Below are 22,158 nucleotides of genomic sequence, written 5' to 3'. Positions count from 1 at the left end.
TTGTTCGCCGATGACCCCCGGTCCCGACCTGCCGATCACTTCCTGGCCGTGCTCGGAATGCTGTCGCATGCCGAGGAACTGTCGGGTTACGACCTGAAGAAGTGGGCCGACTGGAATCTGCAGTGAATGCCGGCCAAAGCGTGCCGGAATGGCGGAAGTCCCGGCGCTAGATACGTCGGATGCGTGCCAACCAGGCGACCGTGTCGATGATGCCGTCCTCGGATTCGAGCCCCAGTTCCTCGACGCCCTCGGCGACCAGCCCGGTGGCCCGGCCGCGGTAGCTGCTGGGCCGCAGGTCCTCCACTTCCCATCCGTCGCCGAAGGATTCGCGGATCAGGGTGTCGCTGATGCGGGGACCGATGCCCGGCTCGGTGTCCGACAGTGCCAGCACGTGCACGGAGCCGCCCGGCTTGCACAGGGTATGCAGGCCGCGGACGTAGTCGGCGCGGGCCTCGGGATCCTCGCCGAAGATGTGGAACAGCGCGCTGTCGACGATGGTGTCGAAAACGCCGAGCACCGCGCCGCTTTCGGGCTCACGGCCGACGCGCACCGCATCGACGACCCGGAATTGCGCGGCGGGAACGCCCTTTTCGGCGGCATTGCGCCCCGCATAGGCCACGGCGCTGGGAGACAGGTCGACGCCGAGCACGTCGTAGCCGAGCCGGGTGAGCAGGATGGTGTGCTCGCCCGCGCCGCAACCGGGGTCGAGCACCCGGCCGGAGATTCGCCCCTCGCGCTCCAGCGCCACGATCGCGGGCTGCGGTTCCCCGATCACCCACGGCGCCGTGTCGTTGTCATAGACAGTGTTCCAGAACTCTGCGGTCTGCGTCATGCCCTCCACCCAACACCCTCAACCCCACTCGAGGTCAAGACCGCTGCGGCGTGGGAATCGCACCCAGGAGAACATGAGCAGTCGCTTACGAATCGTGTTCGGCCAGCCACTTTTTCGCGCGGGTGGGCGAGGCGCGGGAAAGCCAGGCGTCCTGAACCACTTCCGTCAGTTCGTCCAGGCCCAGCTCGCCGATCCGGCTGCCCCGCACCAGGACCGAGGGGTGGCCGTCGAAGTGCGGGGTGGTGAAGAACGGCGAGTCCGGGTCCTGCACGAGCGCGAGCTTGTCGGATTCCGAAGGCACCCAGAACACGATCACGTCGGCGAAGCGCTCACCCGAGACCGGATCGAACGCGTCCGGGCGCGGGGTTCGGAAGAACACGAACGACTTTCGCCCGACCTGATAGACCGGGTTGCCCTGCGGACCGTATTCGACCGTCACGTGCGGCATGGCCCCGGCCAGCTCGTGCACGTCGTCCACGCGTGCGCGTCGCGCCATCGGCGATCCTCAGTCGGCCAGTCCGGCAAGGAGTTTGCGGGTGCGGGCCGCGGCGTCGCCGCCAGCGAAGACGGCGCCGTAGAACTCCGTCGCGCCCGCCTCGAAGATCGCCCGTACGCGCGCGGCCACCTGCTCCTCGGAGCCGATGATCGCCAGATCGGCCGGGCCGTCGGCGCCCTCGCGGTCCATCATCGCCCGGTACGACGGCAGCGTGCCATAGGCGCCGAAGATCTCGGCGGCCTTCTCCCGGGCGGCGTCGACCTCGTCGGTGACCAGCACCGGCAGCGCGCACACCACCCGCGGCGCCGGGCGGCCCGCCTCGGTCGCGGCGGCGGTGATGGTCGGCGCGATGTGCTCGCGGATGGTCGCCGGACCGGTCATCCAGAGCACGGTGCCGTCGGTACGGCGACCGGCCAGCTTCAGCATCTGCGTCCCCATCGCGGCCACCAGCACCGGAATCCTGCCCTCGTTCGGGACCGACAGGGCCAGGTTGGCGCTCAGGGTCTCGCCGGAGTACGACACCGGCTCCCCGTCCAGCAGCGGCAGCAGCGCCGACAGGTACTCCTTCATATGCCGGGCGGGGCGGCCGAAGTCGTAGCCGAACATGTTCTCGATGACGATCTGATGCGACAGGCCGATCCCCAGGGTGAGGCGGCCGGGCCCGGCCGCCAGCGCGGTGGTGCGCGCCTGCTGCGCCATCGTGCCCGGATGCCGCGGATAGGTGGGCACGACGGCGGTGCCCAGCTCGATGCTCGGCACCTGACTGCCCGCGACGGCCAGCGCGGTCAGGGCATCGATGCCGAAGATGTGCGACAGCCAGGCCGAATCGAAGCCCTCCGCCGCGGCCTGCGCCAGGTCGTCGGTGATCCGGCGCAGCGCGTCGGGTCCGGTCGGTTCGTTGAGCAGGATGCCGATCCGCACTGCGGGCCTCCTAGGGTCGGGTGTCGGTTCGGTTATCCAGCCTATGCCCGGGGCCGCGACCGCACGCCCCGCACCGCCATAGCCGATGTGGTCCGCACGCGACCCAGGTCACGATAGTGTTACCAACCATGGCGCGGCGTGTCTCCGGAAACCTTCCCGCCGAGGTCACCAGCTTCGTCGGCCGCCGCGACGAACTGGCCACCGCCAAGCGGCTGCTGCCCTCGACTCGGGTGTTGACGCTGCTCGGCCCGGGCGGCGTCGGCAAGACCCGGCTCTCCCGGCAGGTCGGTGAGGCGATGGCGCGCCTTCCCGGACGGCGTGCGGCTGGTGGAGCTGGCCGATGTGCACGATCCGGACCTGGTCACGCTCAGCGACGTCGCCCGCTTGGTCGCGGCCGGGTACAGCAACAAGCGCATCGCCGCCGACCTGGCGATCTCGGTGCGCACCGCGGAAACCCACGTCGAGCACATCCTCACCAAGCTCGGCTTCACCTCCCGCACCCAGATCGCCGGGTGGGCACGGGATCACGGGTTGTAGCTCCTCCGGCATCCACCCGAATATCATTTCCGGCATGCTGCTGGCCGCAATCAGGCGCCGGTGCTGCCGTCGATGCGTTCGCGGAGCAGGTCGGCGTGGCCGTTATGGCGGGCGTATTCCTCGATCATGTGCAGGTATACCCAGCGCAGGCTGATGGCCTGTGCCGAGCGAGGGTGGACGAAGGTGTGCTCCAGCGGGAGGTCGGCGACCGCCTTGTCGGCCAGTTCGAGTTCGGCGCGGTAGCGCTCGAGATCGGCCTCCGGGTCGGCGGTGTCGACATCGTCGAACTCGCCGTCGACATTGTCGCGGGTGGAGTAGCGATACCGCAGATCCTCACCGGCGCAAAGCTTCCGGAACCAAGAGCGCTCCACGTCGGTCATGTGCCGGACCAGGCCGAGCAGCGACAGTGTCGATGGTTCGACACTGCGCGCTCGCAGCTGCTCGGCGGTCAGGCCCTGGCATTTCACCAACAGGGTCAGCCGTTGGAAGTCCAGCCAGGACTGCAGCAATGTGCGTTCGTCGCCGACCTTCACGGTCATATCGCGGGGCCGGTCGATCCGTGGCGCGATCCAGGTCATGATTCCGACGGTAACGGACCCCGGCCAAAAGCACGCCGGGGAATGAAGGTTGAGCGCAGCCGAGGAGGGGGAGTTGGGCGGCTGTCGAGGAGGAGGGGTGGGGCCGTCACCCCCGCCCCGGAACCGTGCAGCAACACGAGCGGGGCGCCCGAACCTGCTTCGTGGTAGCGCAGTTTCAGGCCTGTTCAGCGCGACCGCCCGGACGGAGATAATGGCCCGCCTCGGCGAATCGTGACCGCGCGGGCGGGGTGGCATGTCAAAATCGCGATGGTGCACGAGATATGGCGGCTCGATCAGGCGCGTACCCGCTCCATCAGCCCGGAGAACCCCGCCGGGGCACCGGGGGCGGGCGGCCGCGCGACCACCGGCACGGGCGGCGATGCGGCCTGCGACCTGGGCATCGGATGGAAGGTCTCCCCGTCGATCGACCTACCGGCGGGGGCCACGGCCACACTGGCCGACGTGGCCGGGCCCGGCATCATCCGGCATTTCTGGCTCACCACCGACCGCGATGTCTTGCAGCAGCTGACGCTGCGCATGTACTGGGACGCCGACACCCGGCCCGCGATCGAGGTGCCGCTGGGCGCGTTCTTCTGCAATGCCTGGGACGAACTGGCCCTGGTGAATTCGGAGATGGTGGTGGTCGCGCCCGCGGGCGGGCTGAACAGTTTCTGGCCCATGCCCTTTCGCGCCCGCGCCCGCGTCACGCTGCACAACGGCAGCGACCGGCAGGTGCCGGTGTACTACCAGCTGACCTATCTGGAGCAGGAGGTGCCCCGCACCGCGGGCTACCTGCACGCCCGCTGGGAGCGCCGAAACCCGCTGGGCAGCCCGGCGATTCACACCATCCTGGGCGAGGTGCCGGGGCCGGGCCGCTACGTCGGCACCTACCTGGCGATCGTGCCGAACGCGCCCGGCTGGTGGGGCGAGGGCGAGGTGAAGTTCTACCTCGACGGCGACACCGAATCCCCCACCATCTGCGGCACCGGCACCGAGGACTACGTCGGCGGGGCCTGGAATTTCGACCTCGGCGGCAGCTACCGCACCTACTCCACGCCCTACCTCGGATTCGTGCAGGCCCTGCCCGCCGACCGGATCTACCGTCCGGACCAGAAGTTCGGCATCTACCGCTGGCACGTCCGCGACCCGATCTGCTTCGACCGCAGCCTGCGCGTCACCGTGCAGGCGCTGGGCTGGCGCGACGACGGCCGCTATCTGCCGCTCGAACAGGCCGATATCGCCACCACCGCGCTGTGGTACCAGCATCGGTCGGTCACCGGTCGTCGCCAATCGCCGTGAAACCGGACACTTGCCGCTCTTTTCGAGGCAAGGTGGAGCAATGCGTGCGTTGGTGATCGAGAAACCCGGACAGTTCTCGGTGACGACCGTGCCGGATCCGGCGCCCGGTCCGGGCGAGGTAGTGGTGCAGGTCGGCGCGGTCGGGATCTGCGGGACCGATCTGCACATCGTGGCCGGGGAATTCCCGCCGACACCGTATCCGATCGTGCCCGGCCACGAATTCGCCGGTGAGGTCGTGGCGCGCGGCGGAGAGGGGACCGACGGCGTGCGGGTCGGCGATATGGTCGCGGTCGATCCGTCCCTGTTCTGCGGGCACTGCCACTTCTGCTCGATCGGCCGCGGCAATCTGTGCGAGAACTGGGGCGCCATCGGCGATACCGTCGACGGCGCGATGGCCGACTACGTGAAGGTGCCCGCCGCCAACTGCCATCGCCTGCCCGGCCACGTATCCGCCGTGCACGGGGCCCTGGTCGAGCCGCTGTCGTGTGCGGTACACGGCTTCGATGTGCTGCCGCGGCAATTGGGTTCGCACTATCTCATCTACGGCGCGGGCACCATGGGGCTGCTGATGCTGCAACTGGCCATCGCCGCGGGGGCGGCCTCGGTGTCGATGGTCGACGTCAATGCCGCGCGGCTGGAGGTGGCGCGGACGCTGGGCGCCGACGCGGCCGCGGCGGACGCCGACGAACTCGATCGCCCGCAGGGCTGGGAGATCGTGATCGACTGCACGGGTGCGATATCGGCCATCGAGGACGGGTTGGCGCGGGTCCGGCGCGGCGGGACGTTCCAGCAGTTCGGTGTGGCTCCCGGCGAGGCCCGGGCCGCGATCTCCCCGTTCCGCGTCTACAACGACGAGATCACCATCGTCGGTTCGATGGCGGTGCTGCACAGCTTCGGCCGGGCCGTCGACCTGCTGGGCGAGGGCGTGATCGACACCGACACCATGATCACCCACCACTTCCCGCTCACCGACTTCTCCGAGGCGCTGGAGACGTTCCGGTCCGGGGCGGGGCGCAAGATCCAGATCCGGCCGTCGTCGCGGGAGCGTATCTGATGCTGGTAGCCGGAATCGACAGCTCGACCCAGTCCTGCAAGGTCGTCGTCTGCGCTGCGGACAGCGGAAAGATACTGCGGCACTGCCGGATTCCGCACCCCGATGGGACCGAGGCGCCCGCCGAGGCATGGTGGCGCGCGTTGCGGTCGGTCACCGACGGGCTACTCGACGGGGTCTCCGCCATCGCGGTGGCGGGCCAGCAGCACGGCCTGGTCGCGTTGGACTCCGACGGCGTTCCGGTGCGAAAAGCACTGCTGTGGAACGACACCCGCTCGGCGGCGGCCGCCACCGAGCTGGTCGCCGAGCTGGGCGGGCCGCGGGCGTGGGCCGAGGCGGCGGGGTTGGTGCCGCTGGCCGCGCACACCGTCGCGAAGCTCCGCTGGCTGGCCGACCACGAACCCGGGAACGCGGATCGGGTGGCGCGGGTGCTGCTGCCACACGACTACCTGACCTGGCGGTTGCGCGGGGGCACCCCCGACGTCGAGCCGACGACCGACCGCGGCGATGCCTCCGGCACCGGATACTGGTCGCCCGCGACCGGGGAGTACCGCAAAGACCTTGTGGCCCTGGCCTTCCGGGACCGGATTCCGGAACTGCCGCGGGTGCTGGCACCGTCCGAGGCGGCCGGGCACACCGCGGAGGGACTGCTGGTCGCGGCCGGGACCGGCGACAATGCCGCCGCCGCACTGGGTTTGGGCATCGGCGACGGCGACGTCGTGGTATCGCTCGGCACCAGTGGCACGGTCTTCACCCGCAACACCCGGCCGAGTGCCGACGCCACCGGGGCGATCAACGGATTCGCCGACGCCACCGGGGCCTTTCTGCCGCTGGTGTGCACGCTGAACGCCGCCCGGGTGCTCGACCGCACCGCGGCGCTCGCGGGCGTGGGGCTCTCCGATCTGGAAGCCCTTGCCCGGCAGTCCGTTCCGGGTGCCGAGGGCCTGACCCTGCTGCCCTATCTGGCGGGTGAGCGCACCCCGAACCTGCCCGGGGCCACCGGCACGCTGCACGGGCTCACCCTCGACAACATGAACCCGCCCAACCTGGCCCGGGCCGGTATCGAGGGGATGCTGTGCAACCTCGCCGAATCGCTCGACCGCCTGCGCGCCGACGGCATCGAATCCCGGCGGGTCCTGCTCATCGGCGGCGCCGCCGCCAACCGCCTCGTCGCCGAGGTAGCCGCCCAGATCTTCGAGATCACCGTCGAGGTCCCCGAACCACAGGAATACGTTGCCCGCGGCGCCGCCCGCCAGGCCGCCTGGGCACTCGCGGGCACCTCCGAACCACCAGCTTGGGCGCCACCACCCGCACGAGAATTTCAGGCGCCACCGGGCGGAAACGGCCCGGAGATCCGCTCGCAGTACCGTCAAATACGACAGCTGATTCACGGCGGCTAGTGTCGTGAGCGTTAATTCGCTGGCAGTAGCGGGCGATGGATTCGAGGATCTGGTCGGCGGTCTTGGTCCAGACGTAGGTGGGGGTTGTCGTTCCAGGCTCGGATGTCGGTGTTGAGCTAGTGTGGGTGGAGCGGCGCAGCTTCTTGGTGGTCAGCTCGGCGAACCAGCGTTCGACCAGGTTCAGCCACGACGAGCTGGTCGGGGTCAAGTGCAGTACGAACTTGGGATGTGCTGTGAGCCAACGCTTTACCGCCGGTATCTTGTAGGTGGAGGCGTTGTCGAGGATCAGATGCACGTCCAGCTGGACACGATCGGCTGGATCAGACAGTCAGCGCAGCTTCAAACCTGGCCAGCCGTAGCGAATCGGACCACCGGCGAGCCCGGCATGACGCGCGGCAGCGGGCGGCTCCGATCCGGCGCCGTCCACCGAGCCGGGACGCTGCGCGGCGTGTTCGCGGCGTACGGCGTCCATATCCATCCACTGGATCGTCTGCACGGCGTCCTCCAGCTCGGCGGCGGTCTGGAAGCCGAGCTTCGTGTAGACCAACAGGCCCTCCCGGAAGCCCAGCAGCGTGGGCAGGCTGGTGATCTGCGCGGCCGCCGCGAGCGTCTGCTGCGCCTCGGCGTCGACCGTGCCGTGCAGGATCTCCGGATGCTGGTTCGACGACTCCTCGTAGATCGGCGCGAACCGCGCACACCAGCCGCACCAGTCGGCCCAGAAGTCCACCAGCACGATGGGCCTGCGAGCCACGGCCTGGTCGAAGGTCTGCTGCGTCAACGCGTGCGTGGGCATGCGCTCCTCCCGGTGACGCTCGGATTCGCCGACATGTGCCCGGATTCTTCCATGAAGACCCGCGCCGAGTCATCCGCCCTCGCGTTCACCCGCGAAAGCGTAGCGGTGCGAGGTGCACGCCACCCTGGCCCCAGCCCGCGTGCGTGACCCACAGCCGCTCCCCGTCGTCCACGACCTCGGCGGCATGCGCCCGGATATGGCCGGACCGATCGGCGACCGAGAAGTGCAGCGGATCATCGCCGCGGAAGACATCGGTTCCGGTATATCGGGGCCGCGGTCCGACGAGAAGGTACCAGGAGCCGTTGTGCCACAATACAAATGGCGATTCGGTGGGACCCGCGCCGGTGCCCGTGCGGGGATCGATGTAGGCGATCGCGCGTTCGCTCCAACTCACCAGGTCCGTGCTGGTGCGGTAGGCGACCACGTGGTGCCCGCCCGCCGGGTCGTCGGTCGCGCAGTAGTACATGACCCATCGGTCCTCCAGCCTGAGCACCATCGGGTCCCGCGCGTCGTAGCCGTCGTGGAACAGGGGGCCGTCCGGGCGCCGGGTCCAGGTCGTCAGGTCGGTGGAGGTGGCCAGGTTGATGGCGGTGGCGGTGCGGTCGGCTCCCCCGCCGTCGTAGAACATGTAGTACCGGTCTTCGGCGCGCAGGACGTACGGCGCCCACAGGTGAGTCTCGCCGTACTCGGGGTCGGCGGTCAGCGCGGGCGGCTGCTTTATCCACGGCCCGTGCAGCAGATCGGCCGTGGCGTGGGCGAATTCGGTCTCGTCCCAGGGGTCGGCCGGTTCGGGATGGGTGATGCCGAACAGATGCCAGCGGCCGGATTCGTCACGAATCAGGGTGTGGTCGTTGATGTACCAGGGGCACGCTTCCCCCACACTCGGATCGTAGATGTGATGGAACCGGCCCGCACTCACCCGCATACCCTCAACCGTGCCGCCCCTAGCCCGCCCCGCACACCGCGACACGCCGGGGCATCCGAGGTTGCGAGGATGTCGCGGCAGATCGGGTACGCCATCGACATGGGACGTCGCCTGGGAAAACATCCGAAGCGAACACCATTCTACGGAGTGCTCATGATGCTGACGGCCATGATCAGCGGGCTGTGGGTGCAGAACATCCCATCGCTGCCGCTGCGCGTCGTCGGCTACGTGGCGCTCTTCGTTCTCCCGCGGCCGGCTTCCTGATGACTTTCCGCGACTACTCGTAGGGACCGCCGACGGCGTGGCGGTCGGCGTCGGCCACCAGCCGGGCCGCCGCCACGAGTTCGCCCGCACTGCCCGCCAGCAGGTGGCCGTACAGCTCCACCAGATCCACCCGAGATTTGTAGGCACCAGATCGCGTGCGGCCATGGATGATTGCGGAGATTTGCGCACCGGCGCCGTGGCGGAGGGCAGCGGTATCAGTGCGCACGGCCGGCCGCCGCCTCCTCGGCCCGGCTCCGGTTCGTCGACTCCCTCCCCCGCAATTCCGGCGGCAAGGTCCGCAAGAGCGAATTACGTTCCCTTCCAGAAGATCCCGAAGGCGCGGCCGATCGGGCCGCCCGCTAACCCTCCGGATAGAAGACGAACAGCGTGCAGCCGGTCGTGGTCGCGGGCACGTGCCAGGATCCGGCCGGAGCGTGCAGGAACGTCCCGGGCGGATAGTCGCGCGCACCGTCGTTGAAGGTGCCCGCCACCACGTAGACCTCCTCGGGGCCGGGCTCGTGCACGTCGCGGCGCGGCCAGCGCGTGCCCGGGTCCATCTCCAGCACAGTGGCGTGCGCGCCGGTCGGGCCCTCCCAGAGCGAACGGACCCGGATCCCGGGGAAGATCTCGCGGACGGGCGCCTCGGTGACGGCGACGGACGTGTAGCCCTCCTGGGCAAGAATCTCGGATTGCACAGCTGTCACGTTGCCGCACGCGGCGACACCCGAACAGTGTCAGGAAAGACTTCGTAGGGTACTTTTCTGCCATGCATCGCGTAGTGGCCCTGGTGCGGCCGGTGCAGTCGACGTTCGAGCTCGGCTGCGCCGTGGAGGTTTTCGGCACCGAGCGGTCCGGGGTGCCGCAGCACTACGTCTTCGACGTGTGCACCGAGACGCCCGGCCCGGTGGCCACATCGGCCGGGTACGACATGTCGGTACCGAAGGGCCTGTCGGCGCTCGCGTCCGCCGATACCGTGCTGATCCCCGGCTGGCTCCCGGTGGAGACGCCGCTGTCGCCCCGCGTGGGCCGCGCGCTGCTGCGGGCGCACGCTCGCGGGGCCCGGCTGGTCACGATCTGTTCCGGCGTGTTCGCGCTGGCGCGCACGGGATTGCTGGACGGACGCGCCGCGACCACGCACTGGGCACGCGCCGAGCAACTGCGGCGTGAGTTCCCCCGGGTGCTCGTGGAGGCGGACAGGCTCTTCGTCGACCACGGCGACGTCGCCACCAGCGCCGGTGCGGGCGCCGGTATCGACCTGTGCCTGCACCTGGTCCGGACGGATCACGGCGCCGCCCATGCGGCGCTCCTCGCGCGGCACATGGTGATGCCGCACCGCGAGGGTGGCCAGGTCCAATACGCACCGCCCCCGCCACCCGCCGACGCGCTGGGCGGACTGCTCGACTGGGCGGGCGAGCGCTTGGCCGCGCCGCTGTCGGTGGACCACCTGGCCGCGCACCTCAACGTCTCGCCTCGCACCCTCGCCCGCCGCTTCGCCGACCAGCTCGGCACCAGCCCGGGCGCCTGGCTCCTGGCACGCCGCATCGCCGAGGCCCGCACGCTTCTGGAACAGACTGACCTGCCGATCGACGCGATCGCCACCCGGGTCGGCCTCGCGTCCGCGGTCAACCTGCGCCGCCGCTTCCGCACCCAGGTCGGCACGACGCCGGGCGCCTACCGCCGGACCTTCCGGACCTCGTGACGGGCCGCCGAGGCCGAGCCCGCGCCGCCCTGACCCGGAGGCCGCGCACCTGCGCCGGCCGCACAGCGCGCCAACGCGACCACCTTCGCGGCCCTGCGCTCGGCCCTGTCCGCGTCTCCGCACTGACGGCCTCGTGGGCCGTCACACTTGTGACCGGCGCAAATTCGAATGCGCCGTACACCGTCGATCCCTACCGTGGACTTGCGTCACCATGAGAGAGGATCGAGACATGTTTCCCGTCGAGCTGCCCGGCACCCGGGCGCGGACGCTGATGTGGGCCCACGAGCACGAGGTCGACCCGGCCGCACTGCGCCAACTGCGCACCCTCGCGGGGATGGAATGGGTACACGGCGTCCGCGTGATGCCGGACGTGCACGTCGGCAAGGGCGCCACGGTCGGCTCGGTCATCGCCATGCGCGATGCGGTCGCACCCGCCGCGGTGGGCGTCGACATCGGGTGCGGCATGGAGTCGGTGCGCACTTCGCTGACCGCCGCCGACCTACCCGACAGCCTGCATTCGCTGCGGTCGCGGATCGAGGCGGCGGTGCCGGTGGGCTTCTCCGCGCACGAGGCACCGGTGGATGTGGCGCGACTGCAGGCCGAACTCGCCGGCCCGCGCGCCGCGCTGCGGGCGGGCTGGGACCGATTCTGGGGCGGCTTCGGCGATCTCGATTCGGGCGTGCAGTCGCGAGAGTCCAAGGCGCACAAGCAGATGGGCACCCTGGGCGGGGGCAACCATTTCGTCGAAGTCTGCCTGGACACAGACGATCACGTGTGGATTCTGCTGCATTCCGGCAGCCGCAATATCGGCAAGGAACTGGCCGAGCGGCACATGAAGGTGGCCCAGGCGCTGCCGCACAACCGGAACCTGATCGATCGCGATCTGTCCGTATTCCTTTCCCGCACGCCGGAAATGGATGCCTACCGGCATGACCTGACCTGGGCTCAGGAGTACGCGGCCCGCAACCGTGCGGTCATGCTCGCGCTCGTATGCAAGGCCGTCCGCGACGAATTCGACTCGCTGCCGGTAGATTTCGAGCAGCCGATCTCCTGCCACCACAACTACGTGGCGGAGGAGATCATCGACGGCACGCCGATGCTGGTGACCCGCAAGGGCGCGGTCCGGGCGGGCGCCGGGGACCTGGCGCTGATCCCCGGCTCGATGGGCACGCGCTCGTACGTGGTGCGCGGCAAGGGAAATCCGGCCTCGTTCCAGTCCGCCTCGCACGGGGCGGGGCGGAGGATGAGCCGCAACGCCGCCAAGAAGCAGTTCACGGTGGCGGACCTGGTGGCGCAGACCGAGGGCGTCGAATCCCGCAAGGACGCCGGGGTGCTCGATGAGATCCCCGCGGCGTACAAGGACATCGATGAGGTCATTGCCGCCCAGCGGGACCTGGTCGAGGTCGTCGCGACACTGCGGCAGGTGTTGTGTGTGAAGGGTTAGGCATCCGGCCTGCGCGGACACGAATCGGGTCGAGGTGGCAGAAGCTGCCGCTACACCTCGAACGATGCCCGCGCGGGCCGCGCTCACCGCCGCCGCACGACCCCTACCAGCCCCGCGCCGAGCAGCATGAATCCCGAGATGAGCGCGAAACCGTAAGTGACCCACGCATGCAACGCGACCAGCAGCGCGTCGTTCACCCACGGCAGATCGGCGATGAGGCCGAAGGTCTCGTCCGGGTACAGGATGTGCAGCGCGCCGGGGAGAACGCCCCATACCAGGCCAGCGACGGCGGCGCCGAGCGGTGAGTAGGCGGCCAGCACCACCACGAGCATCAGCAGCAGCGAACCGCCCACGATCTCCAGGGCGGCCGTCCAGCGATCGGTGACGGCGCCGACGATCACCCAGTAGCGGATGTCGGCGCCGCCCTTGGCGGCGAACGCGATGCCGATCGGGGTCAATACCAGCCCGAACAGCACGCCGACCAACGTGCGGCCCGCCCCGCCGCGGTTCTGGAACTGCGCGCCCGGCGGAGCCCAGCCCGCAGGTGACTCGAACTTGTTCGGCATCGCCCCGTCCTCCCTGCATACCCGCGGTGCCACGAGACGTCGTCGTCTCTGCACCACCCATTGTCCTGCCTGGGTCGGAAATATGTCCGACCGGAGGCGGAAATCGTTCCCGGCGTGGCTTTTCTGTCGTCGTTGCTGGTTAGCATCGGGTATGGGCTCGACCGATGTGACCTCCGAACCACCTGCCGTCGCGGGAGTGCGGCGCCGATTCGTGACCGCTCGCGGCGTCCGCTTCCACGTGACCGAGGCCGGTCCGGCGGACGGGCGGCCGGTGGTGGTGCTGCACGGCTGGCCACAGCATCACTACGCCTACCGGCATCTGCTCGCAGATCCGCCCGCCGGGCTGCGGATCATCGCCCCGGACCTGCCGGGCTACGGCTGGTCCGGCCCGGCGCCGCACCGCTGGGTGAAGGAGGAGGTCGCGCGGGATGTGCTGGCGCTGCTGGACGAGCTGGGCGTCTCGCGGGCGCTGCTGGCCGGGCACGACTGGGGTGGCTACGTCGGCTTCCTGATGGTGCTGCGCGATCCCGGACGCTTCGACGGCTTTCTGCCGCTCAATATCGCTCACCCCTGGAACACGGCGCGGACGACAGCCCCGCACTTCTGGCGTTTCCTGCTGTATCAGCCGCTGGTGGCGGCCTTCGGGGTGCCGCTGCACCGCCGCACTCCCTTCATCGATCGGGTCTTCCGGCTGAGCGTCACCGATGGCGTCGCGTTCACCCCCGAGACGGTCCGCGCCTACAGCGACAGCTTCCGCGACCCTGTCACCGCCCGCGCCGCCACCGACACCTACCGCACGTTCCTACTGCGCGAGATGCCCGCGCAGCGCCGCCCCGAGCGCCGCCGCGCCACCCTTCCGATCCGCGCCCTGTTCGGCATCGACGACGGCGCCATCCACCGGTCCCTGGCGTCCGCCGACACCGCGATCGCCGACGACTACACCGTCGAATACGTCTCCGGCTGTGGGCATTTCATCCCGGAGGAGCGCCCGGACCTGGTGCGTGCCCGGCTGCTGGAGCTGGCCGCGGCCACCGAGCGCCACAGCGCATAGCGGCCTGCCGGACAGCGGAATCGCTGAATTTCCCACGCTCGACGCGTCCGCAGTGGTGAACTCGTCACATTCCGAGCGGAGGTCATCATGCAGAAGATCGTCACCAACCTCTGGTACGACACCGAGGCCGAGGAAGCCGCCACCTATTACTGTTCGCTGTTTCCGGATTCGAAGATCACCGACATCCAGTACTACTCCGAGGGCGGCCCACGCCCGGCCGATCTGGCGATGGTCGTCGACTTCGAACTGGCCGGGCAGCGGTTCACGGCGATCAACGGCGGCGGTGAGTACCACTACACCCACGCCATGTCGCTACTGGTCAACTGCGACAGCCAGGACGAGGTCGACCGCCTCTGGGACACATTGCTCGCCGACGGCGGCCAGGAGATCGAGTGCGGCTGGCTCAACGACAAGTACGGCGTGCCGTGGCAGATCTGGCCCGCGGAGGCCAACGACCTGATGAAGGGCGACCCCGCGGCCGTCGAACGCGCCCTCCAGGCCATGTACACCATGAAGAAGATCGACCTAGCCACCATGCGCAAGGCCTACGAGGCCAGCTGACCACACCTCCCGGCATACATTCCCGCACCCGTCGCATCTCGCGCAGCGGGTGCGGGAACGAACACGGGGTGCGGGAGGCCGCGCAGGCTCGCCCGTGTCGGTGGTGTCCGGCACGATGGAGCGCGTGACTACGACCGATCTGCGGGAATCCGCCGAGAGACTGCTGCATGAGCTGGCCGGGCCGCATGCGCGGCTGCGGGAGGATCAGTGGACGGCGATCGAGGCGCTGGTGGTGCAGCGGCGCCGGGCACTGGTGGTGCAGCGCACCGGGTGGGGCAAGTCGGCGGTGTACTTCATCGCCGCCAAGCTGTTGCGGGCGGCCGGGCGCGGGCCCACGGTGATCGTGTCGCCGCTGCTGGCGCTGATGCGCAACCAGGTGGCGGCCGCGCAGCGCGCCGGGGTGGTCGCGGAGACCATCAACTCCGGCAACGTCACCGACTGGGACGAGATCCATGCCCGGGTGGCCGCGGGCGAGGTCGACGTCCTGCTGGTGAGCCCGGAGCGGTTGAACAATCCGGACTTTCGCGATTCGGTACTGCCGAAACTGGCCGCCGACGCCGGGCTGGTGGTGATCGACGAGGCACACTGCGTCTCCGACTGGGGGCACGACTTCCGGCCCGACTACCGCCGCATCCGGACCCTGATCGCCGACCTCGGCAGCGATATCCCGGTGCTCGCCACGACGGCGACCGCGAACGACCGGGTGGTGACCGATGTCGCCACCCAGATCGGCGGCATCCGGGTCGGCGAATCGGGTGCCGAGCCGGGCGACGGAGCGGACACCCTCGTCCTGCGCGGCACGCTGGACCGCGAGTCGCTGCACCTGTCGGTGATCCGCATCGACGACGCGGTACAGCGCACAGCCTGGCTGAGCAAACATCTGCACGAGTTGCCCGGCTCCGGCATCATCTACACCCTCACCGTCGCGGCGGCGCACGACCTGGCCGACGTCCTCACCTCGCACGGCCACCGGGTCTCGGCCTACACCGGCCAGACCGACCCGGCCGAGCGCGAGGTGCTCGAGCAGGCGCTGCTGGACAACGAGGTGAAGGCGCTGGTCGCCACGTCCGCGCTCGGCATGGGCTTCGACAAGCCGGATCTCGGCTTCGTCGTACACGTCGGCGCCCCGTCCTCCCCGATCGCCTACTACCAGCAGGTGGGCCGCGCCGGTCGCGGCACCGATCGGGCCGAGGTGCTGCTGCTGCCCGGCCCGGAGGACCGCCGGATCTGGAGCTATTTCGCCTCGGTGGCGTTCCCCCGCGAGCACATCGTGCGCGCGGTGCTCGACGCACTCGACCGGGAGCGCCCGCAGTCCACGGCCGCGCTGGAACCGCTGGTGGAGCTCAATCGCTCCAGGCTGGAGATGGTCTTGAAGGTGCTCGACGTGGACGGCGCGGTCCGCCGCGTGCGCGGCGGCTGGATCGCGACCGGCGAGCCGTGGACCTACGACACCGAGCGCTACGAACGCCTCGCGGCGGCGCGCGAGGCCGAACAGCAGGCGATGATCGACTACCAGGCCACCACCGGCTGCCGCATGAACTTCCTGCGCGGCCAGCTCGACGATCCGGGCCTCACCGAAACAGCGTGCGGCCGTTGCGACAACTGCACGGGTACCCGCCACGACACCGAGGTCGACACCGGCGAGCTGGCCGCCACCCGCGCCCGGCTGGACCGTCCGGGCATCGACCTGGCCCCGCGCAAACAATGGCCGACCGGCATGGCCAAGCTCGGAGTCCCGTTGTCCGGCAAGATCTCCGACGGTGCGGAGACCGGCCGGGTGCTGGGCCGCCTCAGCGACCTGGGCTGGGGTCAGCGGCTGCGCGCCCTGCTCGACGGCCCCGACGGCCCGGTGCCCGACCACGTCTTCGACGCGTGCATCGCCATTCTGCGCGAATGGAATTGGGCCGACCGCCCCACATCGGTCATGGCCCTCGAATCACCGACGCGGCCCCGGCTGGCCGCCGACCTGGCCGCCCGGCTGGCGCGCGTGGGCCGCCTGCGCGATCTCGGCATCCTGTCGCCCCGACCCGACCGCGCACCGGTCTCCGCCGCCAACTCCGCCCACCGCGTCGCCGCCCTGTTCGACTCCTGGGAGGTCCCCGACCTCACCGGTCTCGACGGTCCGGTCCTCCTGGTGGACGCCCTTACCGACACCGGGTGGACCATGACCCTCGCCGCCCGCGCCCTACGCCAGGCCGGGGCGCCCGCCGTCCTGCCGTTCGCCCTGGCGACACCGAGCTGATCGTTCGCGTGCCAGAGCATGATCGAGTAGCTATCGTCGGACAGGTGGCCAGCAAGTCTGCGTCGCCCGCGATCGAGCTGACCGTCGGCGAGCACACGGTTCGCGTGTCGAATCCGGATCGGGTGTACTTCCCCGAGACCGGGGCGACCAAGCTCGACCTGGTGCAGTACTACCTGAGCGTCGGCGACGGGATCGTCAAGGCGCTGCGGGACCGGCCGTGCATGCTGCACCGGTTCCCCAAGGGCCTGCCGGGCGGCAAGGTGCATCAGAAGCGAGTGCCCGCCGGCGCGCCGGACTGGATCCCGACGGTTCGCGTGTATTTCCCGCGCTACGGCCGCACCGCCGACGAACTGTGCGTGAGCCAACTCGCCGACGTCGTTTGGGCGGCGCAGATGTCGACCGTGGAGTTCCATCCGTGGAACTCGCGCCGGTTCGACACCGAGAAGCCCGACGAATGGCGGATCGACCTGGACCCGATGCCGGACTGCCCGTGGTCGCGGGTGCAGCGGGTGGCGGGGGTCGTGCGGGAGGTGCTCGACGAGATCGGTGCGGTCGGCTGGCCGAAGACCTCGGGCGGCAAGGGTTTGCACGTCTACGTGCGTATCGCGCCGGAGTGGGGCTTCCAGGACGTGCGCCGCGCGGCCCTGGCCTTCGCCCGCGAGGTCGAGCGCCGCCTGCCCGACGATGTGACCACCACCTGGTGGCGCCGCGACCGCGACCCGAAGCTGCTCTTCATCGACTACAACCAGAACGCCCGCGACCATACGATCGCCGCGGCGTACTCGGTGCGCGGCGTGCCCGAGGCCACCGTATCGACCCCGGTGCGCTGGGACGAGATCCCCGATATAGAGCCGCGCGATTTCACTATGGCCACGGTGCCCGACCGCTACGCGAAGCTGGGTGACCTGCACGCGGGGATCGACGACGCCGTGTTCCAACTGCAGCCGCTGCTGGAATGGGCCGACCGCGAGCAGGTGGAGATCGACCTGGATGAGGGCGCGCCCGAGGAATAAGAGGCATCGGCCCGTATGCCGACCGGGGCATCAGCGCAGAATTTCCACTCGAAAGCAACCCGATAGAGTGCATCTGGCCCGGGACACACGGCCCTGAGCCTGGTCGCACATCAGGACCCCCGCACGAACACCCCGCGACTGCGAAGGAGATCGCTATGACGTCGGTACCGATTGCTCTGGGACCCGCACCGACCCCCTTGCTCGAGCAGGCGATCGCAGCGGGCGGCGGCGCGGTCGCCGAGCTGGAATCGGCCAAGGCGCTGGTCTGGGACGGCGAACCGCAGGGCTTCCCGGAGCGGCTGCCCGACGGTATCGAATGGGTGCAGCTGTTCTCCGCGGGCGTGGAGGAATGGTTCGACTCCGGCGTGTTCGAACGTCATCCCGGCGTCGTGTTCACCTCCGCCGCAGGTGCTTTCGCCAACAGCGTGGCCGAGCACGCGCTGATGCTGCTGCTGGCGGGTGTGCGGTATCTGCCCGAGCACATCCAGGCTCGTCGCTGGCGGCAGGCCGAGTTCTTCCCGCACGTCGGCACCCTGCGGGGCGCCACCGTGACCATCGTCGGCGCGGGTGGCATCGGCCGCGAGCTCATCACCCTGCTGCACCCGTTCGGCGTGCGGGTCATCGCGGTGAACCGTTCCGGCACACCTGTTTCCGCGCCCGGCGTGGTGGAAACCGTTCCGGCACACCGACTGTCGGAGGTGTGGCCGCGCACCGACCATGTCGTGGTGGCCGCACCCGCCACCGCGGACACCCGCCATCTCGTCGGCAAGGCCGAACTCGCCCAGCTGAAACCGACCTCGTGGGTGATCAACATCGCGCGGGGCAGCCTCATCGACACCGACGCCCTGGTCCGGGCCCTGCGCGACGGCGCCATCGGCGGCGCGGGTCTCGACGTCACGGACCCGGAACCACTCCCCGACGGCCACCCGCTCTGGGATCTGCCGAATGCCATTGTCACCCCGCACGATTCGAACCCCCCACAGTTGCGCACCGCGGCCTTCGCCGACCACGTCGCCGAGAACGTCCGCCGCTTCGTCTCGGGCCACGACCTCGCCGCCCGGATCGACGTCGTCGCCGGATACTGACGGGCGAACAGGCTCACGCGTGCCCGGAGACCGACCGCCGATATCTGTCGGCGAGCGCGCGCACGACCTCGACCAGCTCAGGCGAGTCCACCACCTCGAAATCGGCATCCAGCATGCCCCCGGTAGAGGGCCAGTAGTCGCGGACTGTCCGAACCGGGTTCGACGGCGCACCGGTCCTCGCCCAGCGGCCCAGCGCCCTGCGGACCGCGGAACGGCACCGGCAGCGCATGCTGGAACGCTCCCACGCGGTGGCGCAACCGAGACGGCCGGGTGCTGCCGGCGCGGGCATAAGGTCGGAGGCGCTCCCACCCGGACCGGCCTCGCTCTGTTCGAGCGAGGCCGGTTGACGTGCCCGGTAGGCTCACACGACAACTGATACGCGATAGGCAGGTCCGTAATGAGCCTCGACCGGAAGACCGCTACCTTCGCGCTGATACACGGTGGCGGAAGCAGCTCGTGGGACTGGCATCTGGTGGAGCCCGAATTGCGGGCGTACGGACACGATGTGGTCGCCGTGGACCTGCCGATCGAGGATCCGGCGAACGGGATATCGGAGTACGCCGACGCGGTGATCGCCGATATCGGCGACCGCACGAATGTCGTGGTGGTCGCGCATTCCTACGGCGCCCTGACCGCGCCGGTGGTGTGCTCGCGGATCGACACCGAGCTGCTGGTCCTGGTGAGCGGAATGATCCCGGTGCCGGGCCAGGCGCCCGATGCCTGGTGGTCCGAGGCCGGATACGACGGCCGCGGCGTCGCCATGGACACCCCGGAGCAGATCATCGACGTCTTCATGCACGACGTCCCGGCCGACCTGGCGGCCGAGGCGCTGCGGCGCGAACGCACCGACGCCGGAACCAGAGGCGGCGAACCGATCCCCCTCGAGGAATGGCCGAAGGTCCCGACGCGCTTCCTGCTCTGCCGCGACGATCGTTTCTTCCCACCGGAATTCCTGCGTCCGCTGGTCCGCGACCGGCTCGGCATCACCCCCGACGAGATCGACGGCAGTCACGGCGTCATGCTCAGCCACCCCCGTGCCCTCGCCGAACGCCTACATCGCTACTGGTGCGAACTGTAGATCCCTGTCCGCGGCGGGCACGCGCCGCGTTCACGGCACCCCAGACTCCTTCGACGCTCGCTCGAAAAGCCGGGCGGCACAGGCGAATCCCAGCCCCGCCAGCGCGAGGCACCAGACCACAGCCAGCCAGGCAGCCCCCACCGACGTGTCGGTGAGCAGGCCGCGGATGACACCGATCACCGGAGTCGCGGGCTGGTGTTCGGCGAAACCGCGCAGCCAGCCCGGCATCGTCACTACCGGGACGAAGGCGCTGCTGACGTAGGGGACGAACATGACGGCGTAGGTGAAACCGCCTGCCGCCTCCGGACTTCGGGCCAGCAGGCCGAGCGCGACGGCTATCCAGGTGACGGCGTGCACCAGCAGCACGATCATGCCGACCACCGCGAGCCAATCGAAAAGCCCTGCGCGGGGCCGGAATCCGAGCATCAGTGCCACCAGGAAAAGCAGGCCGATCACCCCGAGGTCGCGCAGCACCCCCTCACCGACATGCCCGGCCAGCAATGCCTGGCGAAAGGCCGGCAGCGTCCGGAACCTGTCGATCGCCCCGCCGCGCACATCCTGCGCGACCGCCGTGGCCGTGATCGAGGCCCCGAATCCCGTGCACAGCAGCACGATCCCCGGCACCACATACGCGATATAGGGCATGTCCACCTCGATCGCGCCGCCGAACACGTAGACGAACAGCAGCATGATCAGCACCGGCAGCAGCATCGAGATCAGCAGCGTGTCCCGGCTGCGCACCGTCCGCCGCAGACAACGCCGCAGCATCACCCAACTGTCGGTGCACACCGTCACCGCCGCGCGCCCCGGGCCGCGCGTCATCCCGGGCCACTCCCCGTCATCACGCGCTTCGATGATTGGCGAGCATGACAACGCGCGGTGTCCTCCCCCGCAGGCACCGCCACGCCGATAGGTTCGTACCTCGCGGGCGTAGCCGGCGTGCCGGTCCCGGCGTGCGCGGGGACTACGGGGATAGTTCTCACCGGGCGGCCGCCTCCACGATATCGGCCGTCCTGGCCGTCGCATCCGAACTCGTTTGCAGCTGGGCCGCAAGCTCTTTCGCGCGCTGGCCGACCTCGGGCCGCAGAATGTGACGCACCCCCTCCGCGAGCCGCTCGCTGTCGAGCTTCCGGAAACTCAGATGCGCGCCCACCCCGAGGCGTTCGACCTGTCCGCCCCACATCGGCTGGTCGAACGATACCGAGCAGACCATGGTCGGCAGCCCGGCGCGCAGGGTCTCGAACGTGGTCCCGATGCCGCCGTGGTGGACGGCGGCGGCGCAGAGTGGGAAAACCAGGTCGTGGGCGAGCGGACCCACCACCCGGATGCCGGGCCCGGTTTCGGCGTTCGCGGCGTCGAGATCGCTCCAACCGGCGCTGACCAGTGCGCGCAATCCCTGCCGATCGCACACCTCGCGGACCATCGCCAGCACGGCGTGCGTATCCCGGATCGGCATGCTGCCGAAGCCGAAGTACACCGGCGGCGCGTCCTGCCGCAGCCACGAGACCAGATCGGCGTGGTCGGCCGCCAGGTCCCCGATCGCCTCGCGCGCGGACCGTTCCAGCGGCAGGAAGCCGACGAACGGCCGCCGCCGATCCCACTGCTCGGGCAGCCCGGGGACCAGCGCCGCATCGTAGATCTGCACCTCCGGGACGCCGTCGCGCGCCAGCTCGGCCGCGGTACTCGCGAAGCTGCGGGGCAGCCGCAGTTCGGCGCGCAGACGATTGAGGTAGCGCAGGAACACCACGCGCCGCAGATTCTCCGCCAGCGCCCAGGTGGCCCGGTTCACCGCGGCGGGCGGCCGCCACCGCGGCGGCAGCGCGCCCGGGAACGGATAGGCGCCGTTGCTGCGGCAGGGAAAGCCGTGCAGCGACACCATCGGCACCCGCATCGCCTCGGCGACCGCGTGCGCCCGATCCTCAGTGAGCATGGTGGCCACGATCAGGTCGGCGTCGGCGCAGACCTCGATCACCTCGCGGTTCATCCGGTCGGCGTAGTCGGCCATCTGCCTGCCGACCAGCTGCATGAGGCGGAAGCTGCTGCCCGCGGCCAGCGCCCGCTGACCCTGCTCGGAGGAGTACAGCCGCTGCACGTCGGGCCCACAGCGCTGCGCGTTCAGTCCGGCACGGGTGACGAAGTCGACGAGATTCGGCGGCGCCCCCAGTCGCACCTCGTGCCCGCGCCGTCGCAGCTCCAGACCGAGGGCTACCGCAGGCTGCACATCGCCCCGCGTGCCGGTCAGCGGAATCGCCACTTTCATACGGTGTCCTCTCCGGCTCGAGCCCGGCCCACGTGATCGAACTTCGCTCGTGTACCCCGCGAC

General features: G+C 69.8%; 23 protein-coding genes and 2 pseudogenes. 14 read left to right on the top strand and 11 right to left on the bottom strand.

The window, feature by feature from the left end:
- Positions 1 to 10: 10 nt before the first annotated feature.
- Positions 11 to 120, top strand: a pseudogene (locus ACYVLQ_RS05470) (PadR family transcriptional regulator); the annotation flags it as partial.
- Positions 121 to 166: 46 nt separating this feature from the next.
- On the opposite strand, the gene ACYVLQ_RS05465 reads toward ACYVLQ_RS05470, so the two are convergent.
- From ACYVLQ_RS05465 to ACYVLQ_RS05455, 3 genes are all read right to left on the bottom strand, one after another.
- Positions 167 to 832: a class I SAM-dependent methyltransferase gene (locus ACYVLQ_RS05465; RefSeq protein ID WP_460696267.1), complete on the bottom strand. Its 666-nt coding sequence runs from the start codon at positions 830 to 832 to the stop codon at positions 167 to 169.
- A gap of 85 nt (positions 833 to 917) precedes the next feature.
- Positions 918 to 1,328 carry an MmcQ/YjbR family DNA-binding protein gene (locus tag ACYVLQ_RS05460; RefSeq protein ID WP_460696266.1) on the bottom strand — a complete coding sequence of 137 codons (411 nt, stop codon included), beginning with the start codon at positions 1,326 to 1,328 and terminating at the stop codon, positions 918 to 920.
- Between the two features lie 9 nt (positions 1,329 to 1,337).
- Positions 1,338 to 2,249, bottom strand: a complete 912-nt coding sequence (locus tag ACYVLQ_RS05455; protein ID WP_460696265.1) for an LLM class F420-dependent oxidoreductase — start codon at positions 2,247 to 2,249, stop codon at positions 1,338 to 1,340.
- 288 nt (positions 2,250 to 2,537) lie between these two features.
- On the opposite strand from ACYVLQ_RS05455, the gene ACYVLQ_RS05450 reads away from it, so the two are divergent.
- Positions 2,538 to 2,786, top strand: a complete 249-nt coding sequence (locus ACYVLQ_RS05450) for a response regulator transcription factor (RefSeq protein ID WP_460696264.1) — start codon at positions 2,538 to 2,540, stop codon at positions 2,784 to 2,786.
- Between the two features lie 50 nt (positions 2,787 to 2,836).
- Here ACYVLQ_RS05450 and ACYVLQ_RS05445 read toward each other — a convergent pair whose 3' ends face one another.
- A complete protein-coding gene (locus ACYVLQ_RS05445) occupies positions 2,837 to 3,364 on the bottom strand; it encodes a DinB family protein (protein ID WP_460696263.1) in 528 nt (175 codons plus the stop codon).
- 267 nt (positions 3,365 to 3,631) lie between these two features.
- Between ACYVLQ_RS05445 and ACYVLQ_RS05440 the strand changes: the two genes are divergently transcribed.
- From ACYVLQ_RS05440 to xylB, 3 genes are read left to right on the top strand one after another with little or no spacing between them, the layout of a single operon-like run.
- The gene (locus ACYVLQ_RS05440) at positions 3,632 to 4,663 is read left to right on the top strand and encodes a glycoside hydrolase family 172 protein (protein ID WP_460696262.1); all 1,032 of its coding nucleotides are present in this window, start codon (positions 3,632 to 3,634) and stop codon (positions 4,661 to 4,663) included.
- Between the two features lie 40 nt (positions 4,664 to 4,703).
- On the top strand, positions 4,704 to 5,717 hold the full coding sequence (locus ACYVLQ_RS05435; RefSeq protein WP_460696261.1) for a zinc-dependent alcohol dehydrogenase family protein: 1,014 nt from the start codon (positions 4,704 to 4,706) through the stop codon (positions 5,715 to 5,717).
- Positions 5,714 to 7,114: a xylulokinase gene (xylB, locus tag ACYVLQ_RS05430; RefSeq protein ID WP_460696424.1), complete on the top strand. Its 1,401-nt coding sequence runs from the start codon at positions 5,714 to 5,716 to the stop codon at positions 7,112 to 7,114. The genes ACYVLQ_RS05435 and xylB overlap by 4 nt, the downstream gene beginning before the upstream one ends.
- A 10-nt stretch (positions 7,115 to 7,124) precedes the next feature.
- Here the strand turns inward: xylB and ACYVLQ_RS05425 are convergent.
- The 3 genes and pseudogenes from ACYVLQ_RS05425 to ACYVLQ_RS05415 all read right to left on the bottom strand — a co-directional run.
- Positions 7,125 to 7,415: pseudogene (locus ACYVLQ_RS05425) on the bottom strand (transposase); the annotation flags it as partial.
- Positions 7,416 to 7,442: 27 nt separating this feature from the next.
- A complete protein-coding gene (locus tag ACYVLQ_RS05420; protein WP_460696260.1) occupies positions 7,443 to 7,907 on the bottom strand; it encodes a thioredoxin family protein in 465 nt (154 codons plus the stop codon).
- Positions 7,908 to 7,992: 85 nt separating this feature from the next.
- Positions 7,993 to 8,832, bottom strand: a complete 840-nt coding sequence (locus ACYVLQ_RS05415; RefSeq protein WP_460696259.1) for a family 43 glycosylhydrolase — start codon at positions 8,830 to 8,832, stop codon at positions 7,993 to 7,995.
- Between the two features lie 69 nt (positions 8,833 to 8,901).
- Here ACYVLQ_RS05415 and ACYVLQ_RS05410 point away from each other — a divergent pair, with 69 nt between their 5' ends.
- Complete coding sequence (locus ACYVLQ_RS05410; RefSeq protein WP_460696258.1) at positions 8,902 to 9,096, top strand: hypothetical protein; 195 nt, start codon at positions 8,902 to 8,904, stop codon at positions 9,094 to 9,096.
- Positions 9,097 to 9,455: 359 nt separating this feature from the next.
- On the opposite strand, the gene ACYVLQ_RS05405 is transcribed toward ACYVLQ_RS05410, so the two are convergent.
- A complete protein-coding gene (locus ACYVLQ_RS05405) occupies positions 9,456 to 9,791 on the bottom strand; it encodes a cupin domain-containing protein (protein WP_460696257.1) in 336 nt (111 codons plus the stop codon).
- A gap of 71 nt (positions 9,792 to 9,862) precedes the next feature.
- Here ACYVLQ_RS05405 and ACYVLQ_RS05400 point away from each other — a divergent pair, with 71 nt between their 5' ends.
- Positions 9,863 to 10,795, top strand: coding sequence for a GlxA family transcriptional regulator (locus tag ACYVLQ_RS05400; protein ID WP_460696256.1), 933 nt, complete (start codon positions 9,863 to 9,865; stop codon positions 10,793 to 10,795).
- Between the two features lie 229 nt (positions 10,796 to 11,024).
- Positions 11,025 to 12,239 carry an RtcB family protein gene (locus ACYVLQ_RS05395; protein ID WP_460696255.1) on the top strand — a complete coding sequence of 405 codons (1,215 nt, stop codon included), beginning with the start codon at positions 11,025 to 11,027 and terminating at the stop codon, positions 12,237 to 12,239.
- An 83-nt stretch (positions 12,240 to 12,322) separates the two neighbouring features.
- On the opposite strand, the gene ACYVLQ_RS05390 is transcribed toward ACYVLQ_RS05395, so the two are convergent.
- On the bottom strand, positions 12,323 to 12,805 hold the full coding sequence (locus tag ACYVLQ_RS05390) for a hypothetical protein (protein WP_460696254.1): 483 nt from the start codon (positions 12,803 to 12,805) through the stop codon (positions 12,323 to 12,325).
- 166 nt (positions 12,806 to 12,971) lie between these two features.
- Between ACYVLQ_RS05390 and ACYVLQ_RS05385 the strand changes: the two genes are divergently transcribed.
- From ACYVLQ_RS05385 to ACYVLQ_RS05360, 6 genes are all read left to right on the top strand, one after another.
- Positions 12,972 to 13,856: an alpha/beta fold hydrolase gene (locus tag ACYVLQ_RS05385; RefSeq protein WP_460696423.1), complete on the top strand. Its 885-nt coding sequence runs from the start codon at positions 12,972 to 12,974 to the stop codon at positions 13,854 to 13,856.
- Between the two features lie 87 nt (positions 13,857 to 13,943).
- Positions 13,944 to 14,417, top strand: coding sequence for a VOC family protein (locus ACYVLQ_RS05380; protein WP_460696253.1), 474 nt, complete (start codon positions 13,944 to 13,946; stop codon positions 14,415 to 14,417).
- A gap of 115 nt (positions 14,418 to 14,532) precedes the next feature.
- Entirely contained in the window at positions 14,533 to 16,659 is a 2,127-nt protein-coding gene (locus tag ACYVLQ_RS05375) for a RecQ family ATP-dependent DNA helicase (RefSeq protein ID WP_460696252.1), read from the top strand.
- Positions 16,660 to 16,703: 44 nt separating this feature from the next.
- The gene (ligD, locus tag ACYVLQ_RS05370) at positions 16,704 to 17,672 is read left to right on the top strand and encodes a non-homologous end-joining DNA ligase (RefSeq protein ID WP_460696251.1); all 969 of its coding nucleotides are present in this window, start codon (positions 16,704 to 16,706) and stop codon (positions 17,670 to 17,672) included.
- 155 nt (positions 17,673 to 17,827) lie between these two features.
- Positions 17,828 to 18,757, top strand: a complete 930-nt coding sequence (locus ACYVLQ_RS05365; protein ID WP_460696250.1) for a D-isomer specific 2-hydroxyacid dehydrogenase family protein — start codon at positions 17,828 to 17,830, stop codon at positions 18,755 to 18,757.
- Positions 18,758 to 19,154: 397 nt separating this feature from the next.
- Entirely contained in the window at positions 19,155 to 19,835 is a 681-nt protein-coding gene (locus ACYVLQ_RS05360; RefSeq protein ID WP_460696249.1) for an alpha/beta hydrolase, read from the top strand.
- Positions 19,836 to 19,865: 30 nt separating this feature from the next.
- Here the strand turns inward: ACYVLQ_RS05360 and ACYVLQ_RS05355 are convergent, their stop codons facing one another.
- Both ACYVLQ_RS05355 and ACYVLQ_RS05350 read right to left on the bottom strand, forming a co-directional pair.
- The gene (locus ACYVLQ_RS05355; protein WP_460696248.1) at positions 19,866 to 20,657 is read right to left on the bottom strand and encodes an ABC transporter permease; all 792 of its coding nucleotides are present in this window, start codon (positions 20,655 to 20,657) and stop codon (positions 19,866 to 19,868) included.
- Positions 20,658 to 20,814: 157 nt separating this feature from the next.
- Positions 20,815 to 22,095, bottom strand: coding sequence for a glycosyltransferase (locus tag ACYVLQ_RS05350; RefSeq protein ID WP_460696247.1), 1,281 nt, complete (start codon positions 22,093 to 22,095; stop codon positions 20,815 to 20,817).
- Positions 22,096 to 22,158: the final 63 nt, after the last annotated feature.

It is taken from the genome of Nocardia thraciensis, from assembly GCF_054782435.1.
Note: the sequence above shows the minus strand (reverse complement) of the source record. Positions and strands in the feature narration are given on the sequence as shown.